Here is a 25,643-nt window from a genome sequence, read left to right on the forward strand (position 1 = left end):
GCGTGATCTCGCGCGAGCCGTGTTGCAAATCACCGGCGATACATCTATAAAGCGCACCTCATTCAATCGAACCGGGGAGGGATTTGCATGATTTCGTCGCATTCGCAGATCGTACGCCCGCGCTCGATGATGTTCTGGCTCGGTATGTGCTCGGCCTTTTAGGGGCCGTTTCCGCCAGCTTCGATTGGGCCAAGGTTTCGGCCAAGCGCCCCGATCGCTCCGCTTCCCAACTGTAAGCCAACTTTAGGCGACGCCGTTTCGGCCTTCGAGGCCGGTATGCGTCCATCAATGGAGCCGGCCTGCGGCAAAAGCGGCCGGATGATGCCATGACCGCTCTGTCAAAGAAGCCCGCGGCGATACGCGTGGTGCTGCCCTTCGTGTTCCGGCACTGGCTGAAGCAGCCAGGGCGAAGCCTCGTCGTCGCCGGCGGACTGTTAGGTGCGACCATTGCCGACCTGTTCATGCCGGTGTTCTCGGGTCATCTGGTCGATGCGCTGACGCGCGGCCCGTCCGATCCCGAAGCGCGTCATGCAGCCCTCGTCGCGTTCGGCGCGATCGTGGCGCTGGGCGCGGCCTCGATGGTGCTGCGGTTGACCGGCCTGCAGGCGATCGTGCCGTTCACGCTGAAGATCATGTCCGATGTCGCGCAGGACGCCTTCATGCGCGTGCAGCGCTTCTCGACCGACTGGCACGCCAACTCCTTCGCGGGCTCGACGGTGCGCAAGATCACTCGCGGCATGTGGGCGCTCGACCTCCTCAACGACACCATCCTGATGGCGCTGGCGCCGTCGCTGCTGGTGCTGATCGGATCGATGATACTGCTCGGCGTGCATTGGGCCTCGCTCGGCCTGGTGATCGCGCTCGGTGCGGTGATCTATGTCACGATGACGGTGTGGTTTTCGACGCGCTACATCGCGCCGGCCGCGCGCGTCTCCAACGCCTGGGACACCAAGGTCGGCGGCACGCTGGCGGACGCGCTGACATGCAATGCGGTGGTGAAATCCTTCGGCGCCGAAGCGCGCGAGGATGCGCGGCTTGCCCGCGTCATCAACCGCTGGCGCGTGCGCGTGCGGCGAACCTGGCTGCGCTACAACTACACCGCGCTGTCGCAGCTCTCGTTGCTGTTATGCCTGCGCGGCTCGGTGATCGGCGGTTCGGTGCTGCTGTGGATGGCGGGGCGCGCCTCGCCCGGCGACGTCACCTACGTGCTGACGAGCTACTACGTCATCCATGCGTACTTGCGCGACGTCGGCATGCACATCAACAACCTCCAGCGCTCGGTCAACGACATGGAGGAGTTGGTCGCAATCCACGACGAGCCGATCGGCATCGCGGATGCGAAAGGCGCGCGGCCGATCGCGATCGAAGGTGGCGAGATCGTGTTCGACGACGTCACGTTCCACTATGGCGGTCATCGCGCGCCGCTCTATGACGGGCTGTCGGTGACGATCCGCGCCGGCGAGCGGGTCGGCCTGGTCGGCCGTTCCGGCTCCGGCAAGACCACCTTCGTCAAGCTGGTGCAGCGGCTCTACGACGTCACCGGTGGCCGCGTGCTGATCGACGGCCAGGACATCGCGCTGGCTACGCAGCAATCGCTGCGCAGCCAGATCGCGATCGTGCAGCAGGACCCGATCCTGTTCCACCGCTCGCTCGCCGAGAACATCGCCTATGGCCGGCCTGGCGCCAGCCTGGAGGCGATCGAGCAGGCCGCGCGGCTGGCGAACGCGCACGACTTCATCCTGCGTCTGCCCAAGGGCTACGGCACGCTGGTCGGCGAGCGCGGCGTCAAATTGTCGGGCGGCGAGCGCCAGCGCGTGGCGCTGGCCCGCGCCTTCCTGGCCGATGCGCCGGTGCTGATCCTGGACGAGGCGACCTCGAGCCTCGATTCGGAATCGGAAGCGCTGATCCAAGAGGCGATGGAGCGGCTGATGAAGGGGCGGACCTCGATCGTGATTGCGCACCGGCTTTCGACGGTGCGCGGCCTCGATCGCATCCTGGTGTTCGACCGCGGCGAGATCGTCGAACAGGGCACGCACGCGGTGCTCGCAGGCAAGCCCGGTGGCATCTATCGCGGACTGTTCGAGCGCCAGGTGGTGGAGCTCGGACACATCGCAGCAGCGGAATGAGGAATGGCGCGTGGCCTGCGGGGCGAACGCCCCGAAGCCACGCCACCAAGGAATGCCATCAAGGATGGAATGACATGAAAGACCTGACACGCGGCTCCATCGTGAGTCACATCCTGAATATGGCGCCCCCGATCATGGTCGGCATGATTACGATCATGATCTGCCAGCTGGTCGATTTGTACTTTGTTTCGAGCCTCGGCGAGGCGGCCGTTGCGGGCGTCGCTGCGGCCGGCAACGCGGGCTTTCTCGTCAATGCGCTGATGCAGGTGCTCGGCGTCGGCACGGTTGCGCTGATCGCGCACGCCGTAGGACGCAAGGACCGCGCCGACGCCAATCTCGTCTTCAACCAGTCGGTCGTCCTGTCGGTGCTCTTCGGACTGGCGACGTCGATCGCGGGCCTTGCGCTGTCGCGCCTCTACTTGCGTTCGATTGCCGCTGATGAGGCCACGATTGAAGCGGGCACCACCTATCTTCTTTGGTTCATGCCGGCACTGTCGCTGCAATTCGCCACGCAGGTGATGGCGTCCGCGCTGCGGGCCACCGGCATCGTGCGGCCGACCATGCTGGTCCAGGCGCTTGCGGTCGTCATCAACATCGCGCTGGCGCCGGTGCTGATCCTGGGCTGGGGCACCGGACACGCGTTCGGCGTTGCCGGAGCCGGGCTCGCAAGCTCGATCGCCGTCTTCATCGGCGTGGTGATGTTGCTCGCCTATTTTCGCAGGCTCGAGCGCTACGTCGCCTTCCACCCTGCGCAATGGCGTCCGCAGCTTCGGCAGTGGAAGAGGATCCTCAATGTCGGCCTGCCCGCCGGCGGCGAGTTCGCGATGATCTTCATCTTCATGGCCGTGGTTTATTACGTGCTGCGCGATTTCGGCCCGGCGGCCCAGGCCGGATTTGGCATCGGAACGCGCGTCCTGGGCTTGATCCAGATGCCGGGGCTCGCGATAGCCCTCGCTGCGGGGCCGATCGCCGGCCAGAATTTCGGCGCCGGGAATGGCGCGCGCGTGCGGGAAACCTTCGTCAAGGCGGCGCTGATCGTCACCGCCGTGATGACCGAATTCCTGATCCTCGCGCAGTTCAAGCCGGGCCTCTTGCTTGCCGGCTTCTCGAACGATCGGGAGACCATGACGGTCGCGTCGCTCTTCTTGCGGATCATCTCGTTCAACATGGTGGCGCAGGGGCTGATCTTTACCTGCTCCAGCATGTTCCAGGGCCTCGGCAATACCAAGCCGGTGCTGTGGAGCTCGGCGATGCGGGTACTCACCTATGCCTTGCCGGCGATCTGGCTCTCGACGCGGCCCGGCTTTCGGATGGAGCACGTCTGGTATCTGTCGATCGCGGCGACAACACTGCAGGCGGCGCTGAGCCTGTGGTTGTTACGCCGCGAATTCAGCAGACGTCTGGCGTCGTTCCGGCAGGAGGAGGCTTCGGAGCAGGCTGAGCCTGAGCCCGTCACGCCTCCCGCACGCGTTCCGGCGTAGCGGCTGTCCGCGGCATGGCGCGCACAGGGCTAGTGCGCGCCAAAGCTGTTCCAGACAAGGCCGACGCCTGACAGGAACAACAGCGCGAGCACGACGTCGCCAAAATGCTTGTCGCTGAGCGCGTGATAGACACGCGCGCCGGCCCATGCGCCGACGAGCGTGCCGGGAAACGCGATCAGCGCGAGCCAGGCGACCTTCAGCGCGACGAGGCCCGAGGCCATCTGCACCGCCAGCGCAGTTGCGAGCACCGTGAAATTGAAGAGCTGGAAGATGCCGCGCCGCTCGTGCTTGTTCCAGCCGCGTAAGTTGGCCCATAGGATCGGCAGCGGTCCCGAGAGTCCCGCGAGCCCACCCAGGATGCCGCCGGCAAAGCCGATCGCGCCGTCGGCGATGCGGCCGCCGAACTTGACGGCAAGCGGCTTCTTGTTGAAGTACAGCGCGGTCGGAAAGATCAGAAGCAGGATGCCGACGCTCAGCTTGAATACCTTGGGATCGGCGGAGGCGATCATCATCGTTCCCAGCGGCACGCCGGCAAGCCCGCCGATCAGGAACGGCCAGACCAGCGAGAGGTCAAAACTCTTCCACATCGACGGCAGCGTCGAGGTCTGGGCGATCACCGAGCAGATCAGGACCAGCGGCACCGCGAGCGAAGGCGGCAGCACGTAGAGCCAGATGCCGAGTGCCATCAGCGCCGTGCCGAATCCGGCCAGTCCCGAGACGAAGCCGCCGGCCAGCGCGCCGAACAGCAGCAGCGCATAGGTGAGCGTTTCCAACAGATTTTCCTTGTCGTAATTGGCGATCCCGAACTCTTGATCGCCATCCCCGCATAGCACGGCTGCGGCCGTAGAGGTCAATTCCATACCGCACGCAAGCGTGATCCCCGGCACTCGGGCTTTCGCGAGGGATGCGCCTACATGACGGTTGTACTTCAATCTGGGGGACCCGCCCGACGCCGCCGTGCGCTCCGATTGGCCAGTCCCGAAGGAGACGATGGAGAATGACCATGACCGGCACGAAGATAGCCCTTGCGGCCGCGCTGTTGTCCGCGGCGACGTTGATGCCGACATTGGCGCAGGCCCAGCTCTCGGAGCCTGCGGCCTATCAGGCCGCTCATCCCGATCGTGACGTGCTCAACGGCGGGCAGCTCACGCCGGCGGCACGCGCGGCGCTCGGCCAGCCGGGCATACCGGCCGATGCCTACGCGTCCTACCCCGCGGCAGGCGCCCCGGTCGTGCATTCCCGCCATCGTCGCCACCATTAGTCGCTTGCTAGACGATCTGTCTGATCTCGGCGGGCTTGTGCAGCGCGCCGATCAGGATACGTAGCGCTTCCGTCAATTCAGGCCGGTTGCGCGCGGCACCGAGCGAGACGCGTGCCGCGTGCGGCGGCATTCCGTCGACGACGAAGGCGTCGCTGGCGATGACGGCGAGCCCGTTGCGCAGCAGATGGGCGGTGACGTCGAGCCGGTCGCGGCCTTCAGGCAGTCGCAGCCACAGATGGTGGGCGGCGGGCCGCGCCAGGAACTGAAGGCCCCTCAGCGCGCGTTGCGCGAGCTGCTGGCGGCCGATCGCCTCGTTGCGGATGGCGGTGATGATGCGGTCGGCGATACCGTTCTCGAGCCAATGCGTCACCAGCGCGACCATCAGCGGCGCCGGCATCTGCACCGTGGCCTGCAGATGGCCGCGCATGTCCTGCTCGGCGCCACTGTCGGGTACCAACAGATAGGCGACGCGCAGCGCCGGTGCGATACATTTCGACAGCGTGGTTGCGAGATACGTCCGCTCCGGAATGAGGTTGGCGATCGGCGATGCCGATCGATCCAGCAGCCCGTAGGCGTCATCCTCGATCAAGATCGTGTCGGCATCGCGAACGATTTTTGCGATCGCATCGCGCCGCTCGCTGGTGAGCGTCGCAGTCGTCGGGTTGTGCAGCGTTGGTATGAGGTAGACGGCTTTCGGCTTGTGTTCGCGACACGCGTTTGCAAGCGCGTCCGGAAGGATACCGCCTTCATCCATCGCCACGCCGACGAGCTTCACGCCGAGCTGGGCTGCGGCCGCCTTGATGCCGGGGAAGGTGAGTGCCTCTGTCAGCACGACATCGCCGGGCCGCGCGAGATGCGCGAGCACGTTGAACAGAATGGTCTGCGCGCCGGGAAAGATCACGAGCCGGTCGGCATGTGCAGATGGGACCCGGGCGCGCAACCATCTCGCGGCGACCTCGCGCTCATGCGCGCTACCGCCGGGCGGCTGATAGTTCAGGAACGCGGTCAGCCCCGATTGCTCGCGGATCGCCTCCAGTCCCGCGATGATGCGCTCGTCGAGCTGCGCCTCCAGCGGATGCGGCGGCACGTTCATCGAAAGGTCGATCGCGACCGGATGCGGCAGGTCGACGACGCGGCGCGCGCTGGTCTCCGACACGAACGAACCCTGTCCGACCCGGGCCTCGAGAATCCCGCGGCGTCGCGCCTCGGTATAGGCGCGCGTCACCGTCGTGAGATCTATGTCGAGCGCCTTGGCTAGCGCGCGCTGCGTCGGCAGTTGCTGGCCGCGCACCAGCCGGCCCGCGGCGATGTCGGCCTCCATGGCATCGACGATGCGCTGGTAGCGCGGCCCGCTCAGCTCCGCGATTGTAGGGATCCAATCCATGCAAGCTCGGCCCAAATCCTTTGAATGTATGGATACAAGATATTATTGTATGGATCGTCAAAACGGAAGAGGTGTGGTCATGGCGACCGGTTCAGTCTCTCTGGCAAAGGCGATGTGGCGCGGTTTTCGCGGCAAGTGCCCGAACTGCGGCGAAGGGCACGTGTTCGGCCGTTTCCTGAAGGTGGCCGACACCTGCGACCATTGCGGCGAGGAGCTGTTTCATCACCGCGCCGATGACTTCCCCGCCTATCTCGTGATCGTCGTGGTCGGCCATCTCGTGGTGCCGGCGATTCTCGCGATCGAGACCGCCTATGCGCCGCCGGTATGGCTGCAGCTTGCGGTATGGCTGCCCGTCACGCTGTTCGCCTCGCTCGCATTGCTGCAGCCGACCAAGGGCGCGATCGTCGGCCTGCAATGGCAGATCGGCATGCACGGCTTCGAGGCCGGCAAGCAGCGGCGCGAGGCGGCCCAGCTTGCGCCGGTGCTGGTGAAGGCGGCGCGGCAGTAACCGACACCGTCATCCGGGGCTCGCGAAGCGCACGCCCCGGAATGACGGTGCCGAAAATGGTGAGGGGTCCGATGCGTCGGCATCGAACCCCTCATTGCACATCAGCCGGCCTGTAAGCCGGGTTCTGTAGGGCACCGCCGGCTTGCGCAGGCGATACGTGACGGCCATTCCTCTGGGACAATGTTTGCACATTGCCTCGAGCAACCTACCCGGACGGCGGGCCTGACATCGCCCCGCGGCGTTATCGCTCAAAGCGAACAGCCCGCTTAAGCCGTCCCTATTCGGTTTTGCTCCCGGTGGGGTTTGCCATGCCGGCTCCGTTGCCGGAACCGCGGTGCGCTCTTACCGCACCTTTTCACCCTTGCCCTGCGAAGCCGGAAGGCGAAGCAGGGCGGTTCGTTCTCTGTGGCACTTTCCCTGGGGTCGCCCCCGCCGGACGTTATCCGGCACCGCATGTCAAGGGAGCCCGGACTTTCCTCCCCGGCGGCCTTTCGACACTTGCCGGAGCGGCCGTCCGGCCGACTGACGCCCTACGCATGAGCCATTTGTGACGGTTTCGTCAAGGCGATATCGCCGGGCACGCGCGGGCGAAAATAATTTATCCTGAAGATGTCGTTTGGTGTTTGCCCCGTTCGACCGGATGTCGGCGATCCAGCCGAACAACAGGAGTTAAGCGATGCAGTATCTGCTGCTGATCTATGGGAACGAAGCGGAGAAGCTCAAGATGGACCCGACCGACCGCAAGAAGCTGTCGGCGGAGTACGGCGCCTATACGCAGTCCATCGTCCAGAGCGGCAACTTCAAGGCCGGCGACGGGCTTCAGCCGACCACGACCGCGACCACCGTGCGGGTTCGCGACGGCAAGATCATGACCACCGATGGTCCGTTCGCGGAGACCCGTGAGCAACTCGCCGGCTACTATCTGGTCGAGGCCAAGGATCTCGACGCCGCCATCGGGATGGCAGCGCGGATTCCCGGCGCCAAGGACGGGTCGATCGAGGTCCGGCCGGTCATGATCTACGACAAGTGATCTCTGTCTCCGACATCGACAAGATCTTTCGCGACGAGGCGGGGCGGGCCATGGCCACGCTGATCCGCCTCGTCGGCGATTTCGATCTCGCCGAGGACGCGCTCCAGGATGCCTTTGCTGTCGCGCTGGAGCGCTGGTCGGTGGGCGAGGTGCCCGACAATCCACGCGCCTGGCTTGTCAATGTCGGGCGCAACAAGGCGATCGATCGCATTCGCCGCCGCGCGGCGTTCCGCGGCAAGCAGCAGGCTCTGGTGCTTGAGCTCGAACTGAATGCAGAGGCGCCCGACGAGCCGCCGACGACGCTCGACGACGACATGCTGCGGCTGATCTTCACCTGCTGCCATCCGGCGTTCGCACCCGAGGTCCAGGTCGCGCTGACGCTGCGCACTGTCTGCGGCCTCTCCACCATGCAGGTCGCGCGGGCCTTCCTCGTCAGCGAAGAGGCGATGGCGCAGCGGCTCGTCCGCGCCAAGCAGAAGATCCGGCTTGCCGGCATTCCCTATGAGGTGCCGGAGCGCGCGGCGATGGAGCCGCGGCTCGGCGGCGTGCTCGCCGTGATCTATCTGGTCTTCACCGAAGGTTACGCCGCAACGTCAGGCCCAGACCTGATGCGGCCCGATCTCGCGGCAGAGGCGATCAGGCTCGCTCGATTGCTCGACCGGCTGATGCCGGGTCGCGGCGAGATCAAGGGCCTCCTGGCCCTGATGCTGCTCCACGACTCGCGCCGCGCCGGCCGTGCGACATCGGCCGGCGATATCGTGCTGCTCGAAGAGCAGGACCGCACGCTGTGGGATCGCGCCCAGATCGAGGAAGGCCTGCGCCTGGTGGATGAGGCGCTGCGCGTGCCGGGCCGGCCGCAACCCTATGCTGTGCAGGCCGCGATCGCGGCGCTGCATGCCCGCGCGCCGAGCTACGCGGAAACCGACTGGCCGCAGATCGCCGGCCTCTATGAGGTGCTGCTGCGCATCAGCCCCTCGCCGGTGATCGAGCTCAACCATGCTGCGGTCATCTCGATGGTCGATGGGCCGGCGCGTGCGCTCGATCTCGTCAACGCGATCGCGGCGCGGGGCGGGCTTGATGGCTACGAGATGCTGCCCGCGGTGCGGGCGGATTTGTTGCGACGGCTCGGCCGGAAGGAAGAGGCGCGCAAAGCGTATGTCGTTGCGACGGAGGCGACCCAACTCGAGCCGTTGCGACGGCTCTATGCGCGGCGAATGAAGGAATTGGGATAGTCGGTTCCTCATCCTGAGGAGCGCGGAACGCGCGTCTCGAAGGATGAAGGCCCGGCTGGTGGCCTCGCCCTTCGAGACGCGCGCGAAGAGCGCGCTCCTCAGGGTGAGGGTCTACTAAGTCGCTGCGCTCGCAATGACGGGGGCGGCCTTCGCCGTCACGCGACCGCCGTCCCCTCCGGTGGCAAGCTCGCCAGCAGCGCCTGCAATGTCGACAGCGTCGAATGATCCGCAACGCCGTCGAGTCGCGCCGGGCGGAAGTGGCGTTGGAAGGCGGTGACGACCTCCATCGTCGCGGCGTCGTATTTGCCGGTCAGCGGCACGCCATAGCCGTACTTTGCGAGCGCCTGCTGCAGGCTCAGCACCTCGTCGCTGATGGTGCCGAGCATCAGGCTCTCCCCGCGCACGACGGGCGCAGGCGTGACCCAGTGACCGACGCCGGAATTGGCCAGCGAATGCCACGGGAATTTTTCGCCGGGATCCTTCTTGCGCGCGGGCGCGACGTCGGAATGGCCAAGCACGCGGTGCGCCGGCACCTTGCGGCGAAGCATGATGCCGCGGCACAACGCGATCACGGCCGCGATCTGCCGCAGCGGAAACTCCGGATAACCCCAGTCGTGTCCGCGATTGACGATCTCGATGCCGATCGAGCAGGAGTTGACGTCCTCCTCGCCGGCCCAGGACGAGACGCCGGCGTGCCAGGCGCGCCTCGCCTCCGGCACGCATTGCACGATGCGGCCGTCCTCCAGCACGACATAGTGCGCCGAGACATCGGTGCCGGCGGTGCAAAGCCGCGCCAACGCGCCCTCGACGTCGGGCATGCCGGTGTAGTGCAGCACGATCATGTCCGGCTGCCGTCCCTTGTTGCGCTCGCCATGATTGGGCGAGGGGATGATGTCCGAGACGATCGAGGAATCCGGATCGAACGTCCTCATGCCCGCCGCGGCCTTGGGAACCGGGAGAACGCGCTGACGTTTCGAATCAGATCCAGATGACGCGGACGAACCGGACGGCATTGAACAACTCAGGTCGGACAGGAACGTGGGCCAAGCCCTTCTCTTTACTATTCCTTTACCTACCGCTGCACGCAATCGCGCGGCGCGGTTAACGGTCGCATTTTGCGCCTTGTGTGTGGATGAAGCATCACCAGAATGGGACTTCTCAACTTGTAATCGGTCCGATCAACGCTTTCTTAACGCTAAGGGCCGTTACTGAGTGGTGAAGAGCCGACCCGCGTCCGGAGGCGGCCAAAGCGTTTTTGGCTCGAAATCCCATGGCTGCCCGACAAATTCCACTGGGAACACAGGGTTTGCGGCCTTTGACGATCGGGGCTGGCGAGCGTGCTGTACAAGGGTTTGGTCGTGGAACCGCCGCGACATGGAACAATTCGAGACGTCATGGGTTTGCGCGCCCTCGTTGTTGCATGGCTGCTCGGCAGGCGTGGCGCATGACGTCGGCTGCTCATATTCCCGTTCTCGGCCGCGAGGCGGTCGATCAGCTCGCGCCGCGCGCCGGCGGGATCTATGTCGACGCCACCTTTGGCGGCGGCGGCTACAGCCGCGCCATCCTTGACGTCGCGGAAACACGGCTGATCGCCATCGACCGCGATCAAACGGCGATTGCCGGCGGTGCCGAGCTGGTCGCGCGCGCCGCGGGCCGGCTGACGCTGGTCGAGGACCGCTTCTCCAATCTCGCCGAGGTCTGCGCCGCGCAAGGCGTCGATGCCGTCGACGGCGTCGTCATGGACGTCGGCGTGTCCTCGATGCAGCTCGACCAGGCCGGCCGCGGCTTCTCGTTCCGCCTCGATGGTCCGCTCGACATGCGGATGGGGCAAGCGGGACCGACGGCGGCCGATGTCGTCGCGCGCGCCTCGGAAGGCGATCTCGCCGACATCATCTATCTGTTCGGCGAGGAGCGGCATTCGCGCAGAGTCGCGCGCGCCATCGTCGCGGCGCGGCAGGAGACGCCGATCGCCACCACGCGCGCGCTCGCCGATATCGTTGCAAAGGTCGTGCGCTCGAAGCCCGGCGACATTCATCCGGCCACGCGGACGTTCCAGGCCTTGCGCATCTTCGTCAATGAAGAGCTCGACGAGCTCAAGACCGCGCTGGCCGCGGCCGAGCGCGTGCTCAGGCCCGGCGGGCGGCTTGTGGTCGTCTCGTTCCATTCGCTGGAAGACCGCATCGTCAAGACCTTCCTCTCCGAGCGCGCCAAGACCGGCGGCGGCTCGCGGCATCTGCCGGAGATCGCGCAGGTCACGCCGAGCTTCCAGCTTTTGACGCGGCGGCCGGTCGTGGCCGGCGAGGACGAGGTCGCGCACAATCCGCGCGCGCGCTCCGCCAAGCTGCGCGCCGCCGAGCGCACGGCTGCGCCCGCGCATGAGGACGGCGAGCCGTCGTCCTGGCCAAGCCTCGCCGACGTGATGAAAGGTGGCTAGCGCATGCGCATCATCCACCTCCTCGTCATCGGGGCGCTGATCTTCGCGGCGGCCTATGTCTACCGGATCAAGATGGACTCCACCGCCCGCACCGAGAAGGTGTTGCGTCTGCATGCGGAGATCCGGGAGCAGCGCGACGCGATTGCCTCGCTGCGCTCCGAATGGGCCAAGCTCGACGCGCCGCTGCGCCTGCAGGGTCTCGCCGAGCGGCATCTGCCGCTGAAGCCGATCAACGCCACGCAGTATGACTCGCTCAAGACCCTCCCGGAGCGTCCGCCGCGCCTGTTCAGGCCGGGCGAGCCGGATCCGATCGGTTCCATGATCAACACCATCGAAGCCGCCAGCGATGCCGACACGGTGACGGGCTCCGTGCCTCAGGGCGAGGACAAGCAATGAGCCCGGCGACGCCTGCGAAACCGACCAATAAACCGGCTGAACCCTGGCGGCAGCGGCTGATCCGCAGCCTGCTCTACGGGCGCAACGTCGATCGCGCCGCGAAGGCCCGCGCGCGTGTCGGCCTTGCCATCCTCGCCTTCGCCTCGATCTATGCCCTGATCGGCGGCCGGCTCGTGATGTTCGCGATCGGCGCCGACGCCCACAGTGCGCGCCGTGCGGCGTCACAGGAGGTGGTCGCGACCGCGCGGCCCGACATCGTCGACCGTAACGGCGCCATCCTTGCGACGGACGTCAAGGCGGCGAGCCTGTTCGGCGAGCCGCGCCGCATCATCGACAAGGACGAGGCGATCGAGTTGCTGACGGCAACCGTGCCCGATCTCGACGAAGCCGAAGTGCGCGAGCGCCTCTCGGGCCGAAAGGGATTCGTCTGGCTCAAGCGCGAGGTCACGGCGAAGCAGCAGCAGGACATCCACAAGCTCGGCATCCCCGGTATCGGCTTCCTGCGCGAGAACAAGCGCGTCTATCCGACCGGCAACGAGGTCGCCCACCTGATCGGTCTCGTCAACATCGACAACCAGGGCATCGCCGGCATGGAGAAGTGGCTCGACAATCAGGGCCTCGCCGATCTCCACCGCGCCGGCTTTGCCACCGACCGTCTGCAGAAGCCGATCGAGCTGTCGGTCGACCTGCGGGTCGAGCATGCGCTGCGCGACGAGCTGCTCAAGGCGAAGGAGAAATTCCACGCCAAGGCGGCCTCGGGCATCATTTCCAACGTCAAGACCGGCGAGATCGTGGCGATGGTCTCGCTGCCGGACTTCGATCCGAACAGTCCGAAGGAAGCGCACGACCCCGACCGCATCAACCGCCTGACCACCGGCGTCTACGAGATGGGCTCGACCTTCAAGGCGTTCACGCTTGCCATGGCGCTCGACTCCGGCAAAATCAACCTGAACTCGATGTGGGATGCACGCGGAAACCTGCACTACGGCAAGTTCACCATCCATGACAGCCACATGCTCGGGCGTTTCATCAACACCAAGGAAGTATTCACCTACTCCTCCAATATCGGCGCTGCGCGGATCGCGCTCGGCCAGGGCGTCGAGGCGCACAAGGCGTTCCTTGCCAAAATGGGCCAGTTGACGCGGTTGCGTACCGAGTTGCCAGAGAGCGCTGCACCGCTGGTGCCGCGCCACTGGGGCGAGCTGAACACCGTGACCATCGCGTTCGGCCAGGGACTGTCGGTGGCGCCGCTGCAGGCGGTGATGGGCATCAACGCCCTGATGAACGGTGGCTACCTGATTCCTCCTACGTTCCTCAAGCGCAGCGAAGCAGAAGCCGCGGCGATGGCCAAGCGCGTGATCAAGCCCGAGACCTCAGAAAGGATGCGCTATCTGATGCGGCTCAACGCCGAGATCGGCACCGCCAAGAAGGCCGATGTTCCCGGCTACTATATCGGCGGCAAGACCGGCACGTCCGAGAAGGTCATCAACGGCCGCTATGCCAAGAAGCGGGTGCTCAACTCCTTCACCGCAATCATGCCCTCCGACGATCCAAAATATCAGATTCTCGTCATGCTGGACGAGCCTCAGCCGTTGCCGGAAACGTATGGTTTCATCACGTCGGGCTTTAACGCTGTGCCGACGGGGGGCAAGGTCATCGCCCGTATCGCGCCACTGCTCGGAATCGAGCCTCGCTTCGACCTGCCGCCCGCGGACCGCCTTATTCTTGCAGCATCCAGGACAACCCAGTAATCAACCGGGGTGGTCCATTGCCGGTGCTGAGTCGGTCTTTTGTTGAAGATCTGGCGTTCCGGCAGGGCCTGTCGACTGGAACACCATGAAGCTGCGTGATCTCCTAGGCAATGATGCCGCAATCGAGCCCGCCCTCGCGGCGCTCGATGTGAAAGGGCTCGCGCTCGACAGCCGCATGGTCAGGCATGGTGACCTCTTCTTCGCGCTGGCCGGCAGCAAGACGGACGGCGCGCGCTTTATCGACGCCGCGATTGCGTCCGGCGCGGCGGCGGTGGTCGGCGATCATGCGCCTGTCGCCTGCAAGGTGCCGTTCATTGCAGCCGCCAATCCGCGCCGCGCGCTGGCGCTGGCTGCGGCGAAATTCTTCCCGGCGCAGCCCGCCACCATCGCGGCGGTGACAGGCACCAGCGGCAAGACCTCGGTCGCGGCGTTCACGCGGCAGATCTGGGAACGGCTGGGGCATGCCTCCGCCAGCATCGGCACCATCGGCCTCGTCTCGCCCAAGCGCACCGTCTACGGCTCGCTGACGACGCCCGATCCGATCGCGCTGCACCGGCAGCTCGACGAGATCGCGCGCGAGGGCGTCACGCATCTCGCCTTCGAGGCGTCCTCGCACGGGCTCGACCAGTATCGTCTCGACGGCGTCCGTGTCTCGGCCGGCGGCTTCACCAATCTCTCTCGCGACCACATGGATTACCATCCGACCGTCGCGCATTACCTCGCGGCCAAGCTGCGTTTGTTCCGCGAGTTGATCCCGCCGGGCGGCGCGGCCGTGATCTCGGCCGACCACGATTGTTCGGCGGAGGCGATCGGCGCGGCGAAGACGCGCGGCTTGCGCGTGATGGCGGTCGGCCGCAATGGCGATGGTGCAGGCGAGGGCATTCGCCTCGTCGATGTCGAGGTCGAGGGCTTTTCGCAGAAGCTTGCGATCGAGCATCGCGGCAAGCCCTATTCGGTCCGCCTCCCGCTGGTCGGCGCATTCCAGATCGAGAATGCGCTGGTGTCGGCCGGCCTTGCGATCGGCACCGGCAGCGATGCGGTGAATGTGTTCGCGAGCCTCGAACATCTCGAAGGCGCCAAGGGCCGGCTCGAGCGCGTCGGCGAGCGCAACGGTGCGCCGATCTTCGTCGATTACGCGCATAAGCCGGACGCCCTGGCGAAAGCGCTTCAAGCGCTGCGTCCCTACGCCAAGCGCAGGTTGATCGTCGTGTTCGGCGCCGGCGGTGATCGCGACGTCGGCAAACGTCCTATCATGGGGGAGATCGCGGCGGAGAACGCCGACGGCATCATCATTACCGACGACAATCCGCGCAGCGAGAAGCCGGAAGCCATTCGCGCCGCTATCCTCGCCACCGCAAAGGGCGCCAGGGAAATCGGCGATCGCGCCGCTGCGATCCGCGCCGCGATCGATGAACTCGAGGCCGGCGATGCGCTGCTGATCGCCGGCAAGGGGCACGAGACCGGACAGATCGTCGGCGGCGAGGTGCTGCCGTTCAGTGATCACGAGGCGGTTGCCGCCGCATTAGCGTCGAGGGTTGCATGAGCGCGCCACTGTGGACGGTTGCAGACGTGGCGCGTGCGCTGGGCGTTGCAGGATCTTTCCCCGATACGCCAATCGATTTCGTCACCCAGGACAGCCGCCTGGTGAAGCCGGGCAGCCTGTTCGTTGCGCTGAGCGGCACGCCGAGCGGCGGCTTCATCTCGGCCTTCGCCAGCGCACGCGACGGCTGGGAGTTTGCCGACAAGGCGGAAGCGACCGGCGCCGTCGCGATGATCGTGCCGCACGAGATCGCGGGCATCGGCATTCCGCAGATCATCGTGAAGGACACGCTGATCGACGGCCTGTGGGGGCTGGCGCGCGCCGCACGGGCGCGCTTTGCGGGGCCCGTGATCGGGCTCACCGGCAGCGCCGGCAAGACCAGCACCAAGGAATTCCTCGCGGCCTATCCGAACGCCTATGCGAGCCCGTCGAGCTTCAACAATTTCTGGGGCGTGCCGCTGACGCTGTGCAACGCGCGGCCCGATGCAAGCCTCTGGGTCGTCGAGATGGGCATGAACCAGGTCGGCGAGATCGCGCGGCTCAGCGAATTGACGCAGCCGACGGTCGCGCTCGTCGTCAATGTCCAGCCCGTGCATCTGGAGAAGCTCGGCTCGTTAGAGGCGATCCGGCGCGAGAAGGTGTCGATCGCATTGGGGCTGCCGGAGAATGGCGTGCTGGTGCTGCCGGCCGGGATCGCCGCGCCCGAATGGAAGGGGAAGGTCGTGCGATTCGGCGAGGGCACCGAAGTGCGCGAACTCACCCATGCGCCGCATGGCGAGAGCTGGCAGGTCGTGACCGAGATCGGCAAGAAGCAGATCGCATTCAGCCTCACCCCCGGCGCGCCACACCGCGTCTACAATGCGCTGGCCGCGCTCGCCTCGATCCATGCCGCGCATCTCGACGTCGCGACGCTTGCGATAAAGCTCGACCGCGTCGGCATCATGACCGGCCGCGGTGTCGAGCAGGCCGTCGGCGGCATCACCGTGATCGACGACAGTTTCAACGGCAATCCGGCCAGCGTGGCCGCGGCGCTGCAAAGCCTCGAGGCGCGTAACATGAGCGGTGGCCGCCGCATTGCGGTGCTCGGCGACATGCTGGAACTGGGCGGCGACGCGCCGACCTATCACACCGGTCTTGCCCAATATCTGAAAGGCATCGACGGCGTCTACTGCGTCGGTCCGCTGATGCGCCACCTCTACGACGAGCTACCGGCGGGCAAAGGCCTCGGCTGGCACGATGACCCCGCCACGCTGAGGCCGACCGACGTTGCGGCGCTCCTGAAGGCAGGCGATGTCGTGGTTGTCAAGGGCAGCAAGAAGATGTTCTGGGTCAACAAGTTTGTCCCAGGGCTAGTGGCCGCCTTGCAGGCAAAGGCGTAAACTGCTTGGAAGGCTCCGTTCCCGTTCCCACCATACGCGGCGCGAAGCCGTTCGGTTTCTTAGAGGTCGCCCGACCCATGATGAAGACCCGCGAATGCGCGTGAAGCACGTCCAGCAAGGCGGCGTGCACTGGCGCCATAGGACCGTCTGAATGTTTTACTGGCTGATCGAGCTCTCCAATACTTTTCCGGGCTTTGGTGCGGTGCGCACCGTCCTCAACGTTTTCCGCTACATCACGTTTCGTACCGGCGGCGCGATCGTCACCGGCGCGCTGTTCGTGTTCCTGTTCGGGCCCTGGATCATCGATCATCTGCGCATTCGCCAAGGCAAGGGGCAGCCGATCCGCACCGACGGCCCGCAATCGCATCTTGCCAAGAAAGGCACGCCCACCATGGGCGGGCTGATGATCCTGTCCGGGCTCACGGTCGGTACGGTGCTGTGGGCCAATCCGCTCAATCCTTACGTCTGGATCGTGCTGGCGGTGACGCTCGGCTTCGGTTTCGTCGGCTTCTATGACGACTACCTCAAGGTGACCAAGCAGACGACGAGCGGGTTCGGCGGCAAGCTGCGCCTGCTGATCGAGGCGATCATCGCGCTGGTCGCCTGCTATGCGCTGGTGCGGCTGAACCGCGATCCCGCGTCGACCGCGCTGACGATTCCCTTCTTGAAGGACACGGTGCTGCATTTCGGTTGGTTCTTCGTCGTGTTCGGTGCCTTCGTCATCGTCGGCGCCGGCAATGCCGTGAACCTCACCGACGGTCTCGACGGCCTTGCCATCGTGCCCGTGATGATCGCGACCGCGAGCTTCGCCATGATCGCCTATCTGGCCGGCAACGCGGTGTTCGCCGACTATCTCCAGATCAAATATGTCGCCGGCACCGGCGAGCTCACGGTGCTTTGCGGCGCGCTGCTGGGTGCCGGCCTCGGCTTCCTCTGGTTCAACGCGCCGCCGGCCTCGATCTTCATGGGCGATACCGGCTCGCTGGCCCTTGGCGGCATGTTGGGTGCGATCGCGGTCGCGGTGAAGCACGAGATCGTGCTTGCGGTGATCGGCGGCCTGTTCGTGCTCGAGGCGGTCTCCGTCATCGTGCAGGTCGTGTCGTTCAAGCTCACCGGCAAGCGCATCTTCCGCATGGCGCCGATCCATCACCATTTCGAGCAGCTGGGCTGGACCGAGCCGCAGATCGTGATCCGCTTCTGGATCATCTCGGTGATGCTGGCGCTCGCCGGTCTGTCGACGCTGAAGCTGCGGTGACGGCGACATCATGATCCCCGTCACATCCTTCGCCGGCAAGACGGTCGCGGTATTTGGCCTCGGCGGCTCGGGACTCGCCTCCTGCCACGCACTGAAGGCCGGGGGCGCCGAGGTGATCGCCGGCGACGACGGTGCCGACAATCTCGCCAAGGCCGCGCAGGAAGGGTTCATCACCGCGGACTTGCGCACCATGTCCTGGGCGAATTTCGCGGCCCTCGTGCTCGCGCCGGGCGTGCCGCTCACTCATCCGGTGCCGCACTGGAGCGTCTTGAAGGCGCGCGAGGCCGGCGTAGAGGTGGTCGGCGACATCGAGCTGTTCTGCCGCGAGCGGCGGCGGCATGCGCCGGATGCGCCGTTCGTCGCCATCACGGGTACCAACGGCAAGTCGACCACGACGGCGCTGATCGCGCATCTGACCAAGGTTGCCGGCTACGACACCCAGATGGGCGGCAATATCGGCACCGCGATCCTGTCGCTGGAGCCGCCGCGCAGGGGCCGCGTCCATGTTATCGAGATGTCGTCCTATCAGATCGACCTCACGCCCTCGCTCGATCCCTCCGTCGGCATTCTGCTCAATGTCAGCGAGGACCACATCGACCGCCACGGCACGATCGAGCATTACGCCGCGGTGAAGGAGCGTCTCGTCGCCGGCGTGCAGGCCGGCGGCACCTCGATTGTCGGCGTCGATGATGGCTGGTGCCGCGATATCGCCGACCGGCTCGACCGCGCCGGCAGGAAGGTTGAGCGCATCTCGGTCAAGAATCCGCTGGCGAGCGGCATCTACGTGGAGCACGGCACCATCGTGCGCGCCTCCGGCGGCGCCCGCAGCGAAGTCGCCATGTTAGGGGGCATCGGCTCGCTTCGCGGTCTGCACAACGCGCAGAATGCGGCCTGCGCCGCGGCCGCCGCGCTCGCGATGGGCATCAGCCTTGATGTCCTGCAGAACGGCCTGCGCAGCTTTCCAGGGCTGGCGCACCGCATGGAGCAGGTCGGCCGCCGCGGCAACGTGCTGTTCGTCAACGACTCCAAGGGCACCAACGCCGATGCCACCGCGCATGCGCTGTCGTCCTTCACCGACATCTTCTGGATCGCCGGCGGCAAGGCGAAGGCGGGCGGCATCACCAGCCTGACCTCCTTCTTCCCGCGCATCCGGAAAGCCTATCTGATCGGCGAGGCGGCGCAGGAGTTTTCCGGCACGCTCGGCAGCGAAGTCCCGCACGAGATCAGCCAGACTCTCGACCTCGCCGTCGAGCACGCTGCGCGCGAGGCGGAAGCCTCCGGCATCACCGACGCCGTCGTGCTGCTGTCGCCGGCCTGCGCGTCCTTCGACCAGTACCGGAACTTCGAGATCCGAGGCACGAAGTTCCGCGAGCTGGTGCAGGCGCTGCCGGGCGTGAAGCCGGTGGTGTGAGACTCATAGGCTGGGTAGAGCGAAGCGAAACCCATCCTACAATTCAAAACTGCCGCGATTCATTAACCCCCCGGTAACCAACCTCGGCGACCAATGGACGATCTCTGTCCGAAAGCCGGCCGCCCATGCTCTCCCGTGAAGAACGCACCCCCTTTTCCGAGTGGTGGTGGACCGTCGACAAGCCGCTGCTCGGCGCCATCCTGGCGCTGATGCTGACCGGGGTGATCCTGTCGCTGGCGGCGAGCCCGCCGGTCGCGACCCGGATCGGGCTCGATCCCTTCCATTTCTTCAGCCGCCACGTGATGTTCCTGGCACCATCCTTCATGGTGCTGGTCGGCGTCTCCTTCCTGTCGCCGCGCTCGATCCGGCGCAGCGCGCTGATCATCTTCGCGGTCAGCATCATCCTGATTGTCGTCACGCTCGCGATCGGCCCGGAGGTGAAGGGCTCGCGGCGCTGGATCACGCTGCTCGGCGTCAACATCCAGGCGTCCGAAATCGCCAAACCTTCCTTCGTCGTCATCGCCGCCTGGCTGTTCGCGGAATCGACCAAGCGGCCGGAGATGCCGGCGACCTCGATGGCGCTGGTGCTGCTGTTGATGCTGGTCTCGCTGCTCGTCATGGAGCCCGACTTCGGCCAGACCATGCTGATCCTGATGGTGTGGGGCGCGCTGTTCTTCATCGCGGGGATGCGCATGATCTGGGTGTTCGGGCTTGCGGGCGCGGCCTCAGCAGGCCTGTTCAGCGCCTACCTTTTTGTTCCGCACGTTGCGGGGCGCATCAAGCGCTTCATGAATCCAGCCTCGGGCGATACCTTCCAGGTCGATACCGCGATGGAAGCCTTCTACAACGGCGGCTGGTTCGGGCTCGGGCCGGGCGAGGGCATCGCCAAGCGCAGCCTGCCGGACAGCCACACCGACTTCGTGTTCGCGGTCGCAGCGGAAGAGTTCGGCATCATCCTGTGCCTCGCCATGCTGGCGCTGTTCGCCTTCGTCGTCATCCGCACGCTGTCGCGCGCCTATGCCAATGAGGACATGTTCTCGCGCTTCGCCGCGTCGGGACTTGCGATCCTGTTCGGCGTGCAGGCCGCGATCAACATGTCGGTGAACCTTCAGCTCATCCCCGCCAAGGGCATGACGCTGCCGTTCATCTCCTATGGCGGCTCCTCGATCGTATCGCTCGCCTATGGCGTCGGCATGATGCTGGCCCTGACGCGGCTGCGGCCGCGCACCGAGGTCGAGGCGACCGGCCACGCTGACGCAATGCGCAGCTACGCGTGATCCTCACCCTGAGGAGCCGCGCTCCGCGCTGCGTCTCGAAGGGCGAGGCCACCGGCCGGGCCTTCATCCTTGACGCGCGTTCCGCGCTCCTCTCAGGATGAGGATGACCGTCGATCCACTTCGCTCGCAATGACGGAAAACTCCCTGTAAAACTCTCCGCCATGGACACGTCCTCCCTGATTCTTCTCGCCGCGGGCGGTACCGGCGGCCATCTGTTCCCGGCCGAGGCGCTCGGTGTCGAATTGATCCGGCGCGGCTTTCGCGTCCGCCTCGTCACGGATGAGCGCGCGCTGCGCTACAGCGGGCTGTTCAGCAAGGACATGATCGACGTCGTCAGCAGCGAGACCGCGCGCGGCCGCAACCCGTTTCAGCTTGCCTATGCCGGCCTCACGCTTGCCGTCGGCACGCTCTCCGCGTTCGGCCTGATCAGGCGATTGAAGCCCGTCGCTGTCGTCGGCTTCGGCGGCTATCCCACGCTGCCGCCGCTGGTCGCGGCAAAATTCGCCGGCGTGCCCGGCATCATCCACGACGCCAACGCCGTGCTCGGCCGCGCCAACCGTTTCCTGTCGCGTCATGTCCGCGCGATTGCGACCTCTTTGCCCGGCGTGCTCGATCGCGATCCGGCGCTGGCCGGCAAGACCACGACGGTCGGCACGCCGATGCGGCCCGCGATCCTAGCGGCAGCAGCCGTGAAATACACCGCGCCGGAGCCGAATGGCCCGCTGCGCCTGCTCGTCGTCGGCGGCAGCCAGGGCGCGCGTATCATGGCCGATATCGTGCCGGGCGCGATCGAGCGGCTCGAGCCGGCGCTGTGGAGCCGGCTGATCCTCACCCAGCAGGTGCGCGAAGAGGACATGACGCGCGTGCGCGCGGTCTACGACAAGCTCAAGATCAATGCCGAGCTCGCGCCGTTCTTCACCGACCTGCCGGCGCGGCTTGCCTCCAACCATCTGGTGGTGTCGCGCTCCGGCGCGGGCACGGTCGCCGAGCTCGCCGCGATCGGCCGGCCCTCGATTCTGGTGCCGCTGCCAGGGTCAATCGACCAGGACCAGTTCGCCAATGCCGGCGTGCTGGCCAACGTCGATGGCGCCGTGCGCATTCCGCAGACCGAATTTACCTCGGACCGGCTGGCTTCCGAGATTTCCGCCTTCGCCGCCGAACCGGCGCGCCTCGCCGCCATGGCCGAGGCCGCCCGCGGCGCCGGCCGGCTCGACGCGGCCGAGCGTCTGGCCGATCTGGTGGTCAAAGTCGCGGGAATCTGACGCGAAAAAGCCCTTGTCTTCGCCTTCTAAAGCGGGGCATCCAGTACGAGCGGCCTGCGGCTGATTTGGCCGTGACCGTCGCCAGATGCCGCCTGTACGAGGCGGTGAGGTCAGGGAACAGAGCATGAGACTGCCGCGCGAGATCGGACCCATCCACTTCGTCGGGATCGGCGGGATCGGTATGAGCGGCATTGCCGAGGTGCTGGTCAATCTCGGCTATGCCGTGCAGGGCTCGGACGCCTCGGACAATTACAATCTCGAACGCCTGCGCAACAAGGGCGCAAAGGTCTCGGTCGGTCACAAGGCGGAGAATGTCGACGGCGCCGAGGTCGTCGTGGTGTCCTCCGCGATCAAGCGCGACAATCCGGAATTGATGGCGGCGCGCGAACGGCGCATTCCCGTGGTGCGCCGCGCCGAGATGCTGGCCGAGCTGATGCGGTTGAAGAGCTGCGTCGCCATTGCCGGCACGCATGGCAAGACCACGACCACAACGATGGTTGCAACGCTGCTCGACGCCGGCGGGCTCGATCCCACCGTCATCAACGGCGGCATCATCAACGCCTACGGCTCCAACGCGCGTCTCGGCGCCGGCGACTGGATGGTGGTGGAAGCCGATGAGAGCGACGGCACGTTCCTGAAGTTGCCGACCGATGTCGCGATCGTCACCAATGTCGATCCCGAGCATCTCGATCACTTCAAGACTTTCGAGGCCGTGCAGGACGCGTTTCGACATTTCGTCGAGAACCTGCCGTTCTACGGCTTTGCCGTGATGTGCATCGATCATTCGGTCGTGCAGAGCCTGGTCGGCAAGATCGAGGATCGCCGCATCATCACCTATGGCGAGAATCCGCAGGCCGATGCGCGACTGGTCGATCTCACGCCGATGGGCGGCGGCTCCAAGTTCAAGGTCGCGTTCCGCAATCGCAAGACCGGCGCGACGCATGAGATCGCCGATCTCGTGCTGCCGATGCCGGGGCGTCACAACGCGTCGAACGCGACGGCCGCGATCGCGGTGGCGCGGGAGCTTGGTGTCACGGACGATGCGATCCGCAAGGCGATCGCCGGCTTCGGCGGCGTCAAGCGCCGCTTCACCAAGACAGGTGAGTGGAACGGCGTCACCGTGATCGACGATTACGGCCATCACCCGGTCGAGATCGCGGCGGTGCTGAAGGCGGCGCGGGAATCCACTAACGGCAAAATCATCGCGGTTGTGCAGCCGCATCGCTACACCCGCCTGCAATCGCTGTTCGAGGAATTCTGCACCTGCTTCAACGATGCGGACGCGGTGATCGTCGCCGACGTCTATGCCGCTGGTGAGGCGCCGATCGAGGGCATCGACCGCGATCACTTCGTCGCAGGCCTGCGCGCGCACGGCCACCGCGAGGTGATCCCGCTGCCGGCGGCATCGGAGCTCGCGGGCATCGTCAAGGGACTCGCGACATCGGGCGATCTCGTCGTGTGCCTGGGCGCCGGCAACATCACGCAATGGGCGTACGCGCTGCCGGACCAATTGAAGGCGCTGGGGTGACGGCGGTGGGATTTCCCGATATCACACCAGAGCTCAAAGCCGCGATGCCCGATCTGCGCGGCCGGCTGCTGGCCAACCAGTCGCTCGCCGAGCTGACCTGGTTTCGGGTCGGTGGTCCCGCGCAGGTGCTGTTCACGCCGGCGGACGAAGACGACCTCGCTTATTTCCTCGCGCATCTTGCAAGCGACATTGCCGTCTACGTCGTCGGCGTCGGCTCGAATCTCATCGTGCGCGATGGCGGCATCCCCGGCGTCGTGATCCGGCTCGCGCCGCGCGCCTTTGGCGAGGCGAATGCGAGCGGCGACGTCGTCACCGCTGGCGCTGCCGCGCTCGACAAGCGCGTGGCGGAGGTGGCGGCGAGCGCCAATATCGGCGGGCTCGAATTCTACTTCGGCATTCCCGGCACGATCGGCGGCGCGCTGCGCATGAACGCGGGCGCCAATGGCGGCGAGACCAAGGATGTGCTGGTCGAGGCGACCGGCATCGGTCGCGACGGCAAGAAGCACGTCTTCTCGAACGCCGAGATGAAATTCGTCTACCGCAACAGCGGCGTCGATCCCTCCATCATCTTCACCTCCGCGCGGTTTCGCGGCGAGATCAGGGATGCGGAAGCGATCCGCGCGCGCATGGCGGAGGTGCAGAGCCATCGCGAAACGGCGCAGCCGATCCGCGAGAAGACCGGCGGCTCGACCTTCAAGAATCCGCCCGGCCATTCCGCCTGGAAGCTGATCGACGCCGCCGGCTGCCGCGGTCTGCGCGTCGGCGGTGCGCAGGTGTCGGAGATGCACTGCAATTTCCTGATCAACACCGGCGATGCCACCGGTCACGACATCGAGACGCTCGGCGAGACCGTGCGCGAACGCGTGAAAGCGAATTCCGGAATTGAGCTACATTGGGAAATCAAGCGGATTGGGATTTCATGATCACCGTCATTCCGGGGCTCGCGAAGCGAGAGCCCGGAATCCATCAGGCCTCGGAGACGGTGGGGAAATGGATTCCGGGCTCACGACTTCGTCGCGCCCCGGAATGACGAATTGGAGAGATCGCGGACGATGAACATGCGCATCACCATCCTCTTCGGCGGCTCCAACAGAGAGCGTCTGGTCTCGGTTGCATCAGCTCAGGCGCTGCATCAGGCGCTGCCCGAGGCTGATCTCTGGTTCTGGGACATCCAGGACCGGGTGCACGCCGTGCAGGCGAAGCAGCTCGAAGAGCACGTCCGTCCCTTCGAGGACGAGTTCAAGCCCGGCACCCGCGGCGTGCCGCTGGAGCAAGCGCTCGATCAGGCCAAGGCAGAGGAGCGCGTGCTGGTGCTCGCCCTGCACGGTGGGCGCGCCGAGAACGGCGAATTGCAGGTGATGTGCGAAGCGCGCGGCGTGCCCTTTACAGGATCGGGCTCGGCTTCCTCGCATCTCGCCTTCGACAAGATCGCGGCCAAGCACTTTGCCGCGCTCGGTGGCGTGACGCCGCCGGCAGGGATCGCGCTCGACAACATCGACGAAGCCTTTGCCGAATACGGCCGGCTGATCGCAAAGCCCGCGCGCGACGGCTCGAGTTATGGCCTGATCTTCGTCAACGCCAAGCAGGACCTCGTCGCCGTCCGCAACGCGGCGAAGCTCGAGGAATATGTCATCGAGCCCTACGTCGCCGGCATCGAGGCGACTTGCGGCGTGCTGGAGCGGCCGGACGGCTCGATCATCTCGCTGCCGCCGATCGAGATCATTCCGGGCGAGGGCAATTTCGACTACGCCGCGAAATATCTGCTGAAGTCGACCCAGGAGATCTGCCCTGGCCGATTCACGGCGGAGGTCACCGCCGCGCTGAAGCAGCAGGCGATGCTGGCGCATCGCGCGATGTCCTGCACCGGCTATTCGCGGTCGGACTTCATCGTCGCGGAGAAGGGCCTGGTTTATCTGGAGACCAACACGCTCCCCGGGCTGACCAAATCCTCGCTCTACCCCAAGGCGCTGAAGGCGGAGGGCATCGACTTCGTCGACTTCCTGCGCGGCCTGATCGAGCTCGCCGAGCGGGGTGCGCGGAAATAATTAGGATTGGTTAACGGCCGGACGGCCGAAATCGCCCGGTTTGGAACCCAAAACCGGTAAAATGCCAGACATCGCGGCATAAATGCCTCACAAGACGGGGCAAAAAGCTTTCCGCGTTAACGAATTTTACCTTTTGTTTACCAGGAAGTCCGAAGGTTAACGCTGGCGGCGCATATGGCGCTTTGGCTGCCGGCGTGTGAGCGGTTGCGGGGGTTCCCGCCTCCAGCGAACACCTTGAAGGGGAGAGGCTTCGTCTGCTGAAGACCAGCACCCGGCCCGGCAAGACCGAGACGTCATGTTCGCCAGGACCCGCGCGATGTCGCGGGCTAACTGTTGACGAGCT

Annotated in this window: 21 protein-coding genes and 1 other RNA gene; 18 read left to right on the forward strand and 4 right to left on the reverse strand. The window is 65.8% G+C overall.

Translation table 11 applies throughout. The annotated features are described in order from the left end of the window. Positions 1-326 precede the first annotated feature (326 nt). Positions 327-2,126: an ABC transporter ATP-binding protein gene (locus tag K289_RS0142645; protein ID WP_027556876.1), complete on the forward strand. Its 1,800-nt coding sequence runs from the start codon at positions 327-329 to the stop codon at positions 2,124-2,126. Positions 2,127-2,200: 74 nt separating this feature from the next. Beyond that, on the forward strand, positions 2,201-3,607 hold the full coding sequence (locus K289_RS0142650; protein ID WP_027556877.1) for an MATE family efflux transporter: 1,407 nt from the start codon (positions 2,201-2,203) through the stop codon (positions 3,605-3,607). Between the two features lie 29 nt (positions 3,608-3,636). Here the strand turns inward: K289_RS0142650 and K289_RS0142655 are convergent, their stop codons facing one another. Further along, positions 3,637-4,380: a sulfite exporter TauE/SafE family protein gene (locus tag K289_RS0142655; RefSeq protein WP_027556878.1), complete on the reverse strand. Its 744-nt coding sequence runs from the start codon at positions 4,378-4,380 to the stop codon at positions 3,637-3,639. A gap of 230 nt (positions 4,381-4,610) precedes the next feature. Here K289_RS0142655 and K289_RS0142660 point away from each other — a divergent pair, with 230 nt between their 5' ends. Next, positions 4,611-4,868 (forward strand): hypothetical protein, encoded by a 258-nt coding sequence (locus K289_RS0142660; RefSeq protein WP_027556879.1) that lies wholly within the window; start codon positions 4,611-4,613, stop codon positions 4,866-4,868. A gap of 7 nt (positions 4,869-4,875) precedes the next feature. On the opposite strand, the gene K289_RS0142665 is transcribed toward K289_RS0142660, so the two are convergent. After that, entirely contained in the window at positions 4,876-6,252 is a 1,377-nt protein-coding gene (locus tag K289_RS0142665; protein WP_027556880.1) for a PLP-dependent aminotransferase family protein, read from the reverse strand. A 49-nt stretch (positions 6,253-6,301) separates the two neighbouring features. Between K289_RS0142665 and K289_RS0142670 the strand changes: the two genes are divergently transcribed. After that, positions 6,302-6,760: a DUF983 domain-containing protein gene (locus K289_RS0142670; RefSeq protein ID WP_082907858.1), complete on the forward strand. Its 459-nt coding sequence runs from the start codon at positions 6,302-6,304 to the stop codon at positions 6,758-6,760. A gap of 97 nt (positions 6,761-6,857) precedes the next feature. On the opposite strand, the gene rnpB is transcribed toward K289_RS0142670, so the two are convergent. Beyond that, an RNA gene (gene rnpB, locus K289_RS48150) (RNase P RNA component class A) lies at positions 6,858-7,286 on the reverse strand. 150 nt (positions 7,287-7,436) lie between these two features. Here rnpB and K289_RS0142675 point away from each other — a divergent pair. Together K289_RS0142675 and K289_RS0142680 are read left to right on the forward strand one after the other, a co-directional pair. Next, positions 7,437-7,790: a YciI family protein gene (locus K289_RS0142675; protein ID WP_027556882.1), complete on the forward strand. Its 354-nt coding sequence runs from the start codon at positions 7,437-7,439 to the stop codon at positions 7,788-7,790. Then, positions 7,790-9,022 (forward strand): RNA polymerase sigma factor, encoded by a 1,233-nt coding sequence (locus K289_RS0142680; protein WP_027556883.1) that lies wholly within the window; start codon positions 7,790-7,792, stop codon positions 9,020-9,022. Before K289_RS0142675 ends, K289_RS0142680 begins: the two co-directional genes overlap by 1 nt. Before the next feature lie 155 nt (positions 9,023-9,177). On the opposite strand, the gene K289_RS0142685 is transcribed toward K289_RS0142680, so the two are convergent. Further along, complete coding sequence (locus tag K289_RS0142685; RefSeq protein ID WP_035688262.1) at positions 9,178-9,954, reverse strand: N-acetylmuramoyl-L-alanine amidase; 777 nt, start codon at positions 9,952-9,954, stop codon at positions 9,178-9,180. A gap of 512 nt (positions 9,955-10,466) precedes the next feature. On the opposite strand from K289_RS0142685, the gene rsmH reads away from it, so the two are divergent. From rsmH to K289_RS0142745, 12 genes are all read left to right on the forward strand, one after another. Further along, positions 10,467-11,456, forward strand: a complete 990-nt coding sequence (gene rsmH / locus K289_RS0142690; protein WP_027556885.1) for a 16S rRNA (cytosine(1402)-N(4))-methyltransferase RsmH — start codon at positions 10,467-10,469, stop codon at positions 11,454-11,456. A 3-nt stretch (positions 11,457-11,459) separates the two neighbouring features. After that, entirely contained in the window at positions 11,460-11,852 is a 393-nt protein-coding gene (locus K289_RS0142695) for a hypothetical protein (RefSeq protein ID WP_027556886.1), read from the forward strand. Beyond that, complete coding sequence (locus K289_RS0142700; protein WP_027556887.1) at positions 11,849-13,603, forward strand: penicillin-binding protein 2; 1,755 nt, start codon at positions 11,849-11,851, stop codon at positions 13,601-13,603. The genes K289_RS0142695 and K289_RS0142700 overlap by 4 nt, the downstream gene beginning before the upstream one ends. Before the next feature lie 85 nt (positions 13,604-13,688). Then, positions 13,689-15,146: a UDP-N-acetylmuramoyl-L-alanyl-D-glutamate--2,6-diaminopimelate ligase gene (locus tag K289_RS0142705; protein ID WP_027556888.1), complete on the forward strand. Its 1,458-nt coding sequence runs from the start codon at positions 13,689-13,691 to the stop codon at positions 15,144-15,146. Further along, a complete protein-coding gene (gene murF / locus K289_RS0142710) occupies positions 15,143-16,522 on the forward strand; it encodes a UDP-N-acetylmuramoyl-tripeptide--D-alanyl-D-alanine ligase (protein WP_027556889.1) in 1,380 nt (459 codons plus the stop codon). The genes K289_RS0142705 and murF overlap by 4 nt, the downstream gene beginning before the upstream one ends. Positions 16,523-16,673: 151 nt before the next feature. Further along, entirely contained in the window at positions 16,674-17,777 is a 1,104-nt protein-coding gene (mraY, locus tag K289_RS0142715) for a phospho-N-acetylmuramoyl-pentapeptide-transferase (protein ID WP_027556890.1), read from the forward strand. A gap of 10 nt (positions 17,778-17,787) precedes the next feature. Continuing rightward, the gene (gene murD / locus K289_RS0142720; RefSeq protein WP_027556891.1) at positions 17,788-19,188 is read left to right on the forward strand and encodes a UDP-N-acetylmuramoyl-L-alanine--D-glutamate ligase; all 1,401 of its coding nucleotides are present in this window, start codon (positions 17,788-17,790) and stop codon (positions 19,186-19,188) included. Between the two features lie 125 nt (positions 19,189-19,313). Continuing rightward, positions 19,314-20,465: a putative lipid II flippase FtsW gene (ftsW, locus tag K289_RS0142725; RefSeq protein WP_027556892.1), complete on the forward strand. Its 1,152-nt coding sequence runs from the start codon at positions 19,314-19,316 to the stop codon at positions 20,463-20,465. Positions 20,466-20,626: 161 nt separating this feature from the next. Next, positions 20,627-21,727: an undecaprenyldiphospho-muramoylpentapeptide beta-N-acetylglucosaminyltransferase gene (gene murG, locus K289_RS0142730; RefSeq protein WP_027556893.1), complete on the forward strand. Its 1,101-nt coding sequence runs from the start codon at positions 20,627-20,629 to the stop codon at positions 21,725-21,727. Positions 21,728-21,851: 124 nt separating this feature from the next. Further along, the gene (murC, locus tag K289_RS0142735; RefSeq protein ID WP_027556894.1) at positions 21,852-23,255 is read left to right on the forward strand and encodes a UDP-N-acetylmuramate--L-alanine ligase; all 1,404 of its coding nucleotides are present in this window, start codon (positions 21,852-21,854) and stop codon (positions 23,253-23,255) included. 5 nt (positions 23,256-23,260) lie between these two features. Next, a complete protein-coding gene (gene murB, locus K289_RS0142740) occupies positions 23,261-24,178 on the forward strand; it encodes a UDP-N-acetylmuramate dehydrogenase (RefSeq protein ID WP_027556895.1) in 918 nt (305 codons plus the stop codon). A 135-nt stretch (positions 24,179-24,313) separates the two neighbouring features. Further along, positions 24,314-25,300 carry a D-alanine--D-alanine ligase gene (locus K289_RS0142745; RefSeq protein ID WP_027556896.1) on the forward strand — a complete coding sequence of 329 codons (987 nt, stop codon included), beginning with the start codon at positions 24,314-24,316 and terminating at the stop codon, positions 25,298-25,300. Positions 25,301-25,643: the final 343 nt, after the last annotated feature.

Source organism: Bradyrhizobium sp. Cp5.3 (assembly GCF_000426265.1).
In the GTDB taxonomy this organism is placed as follows: Bacteria; Pseudomonadota; Alphaproteobacteria; order Rhizobiales; family Xanthobacteraceae; genus Bradyrhizobium; species Bradyrhizobium neotropicale.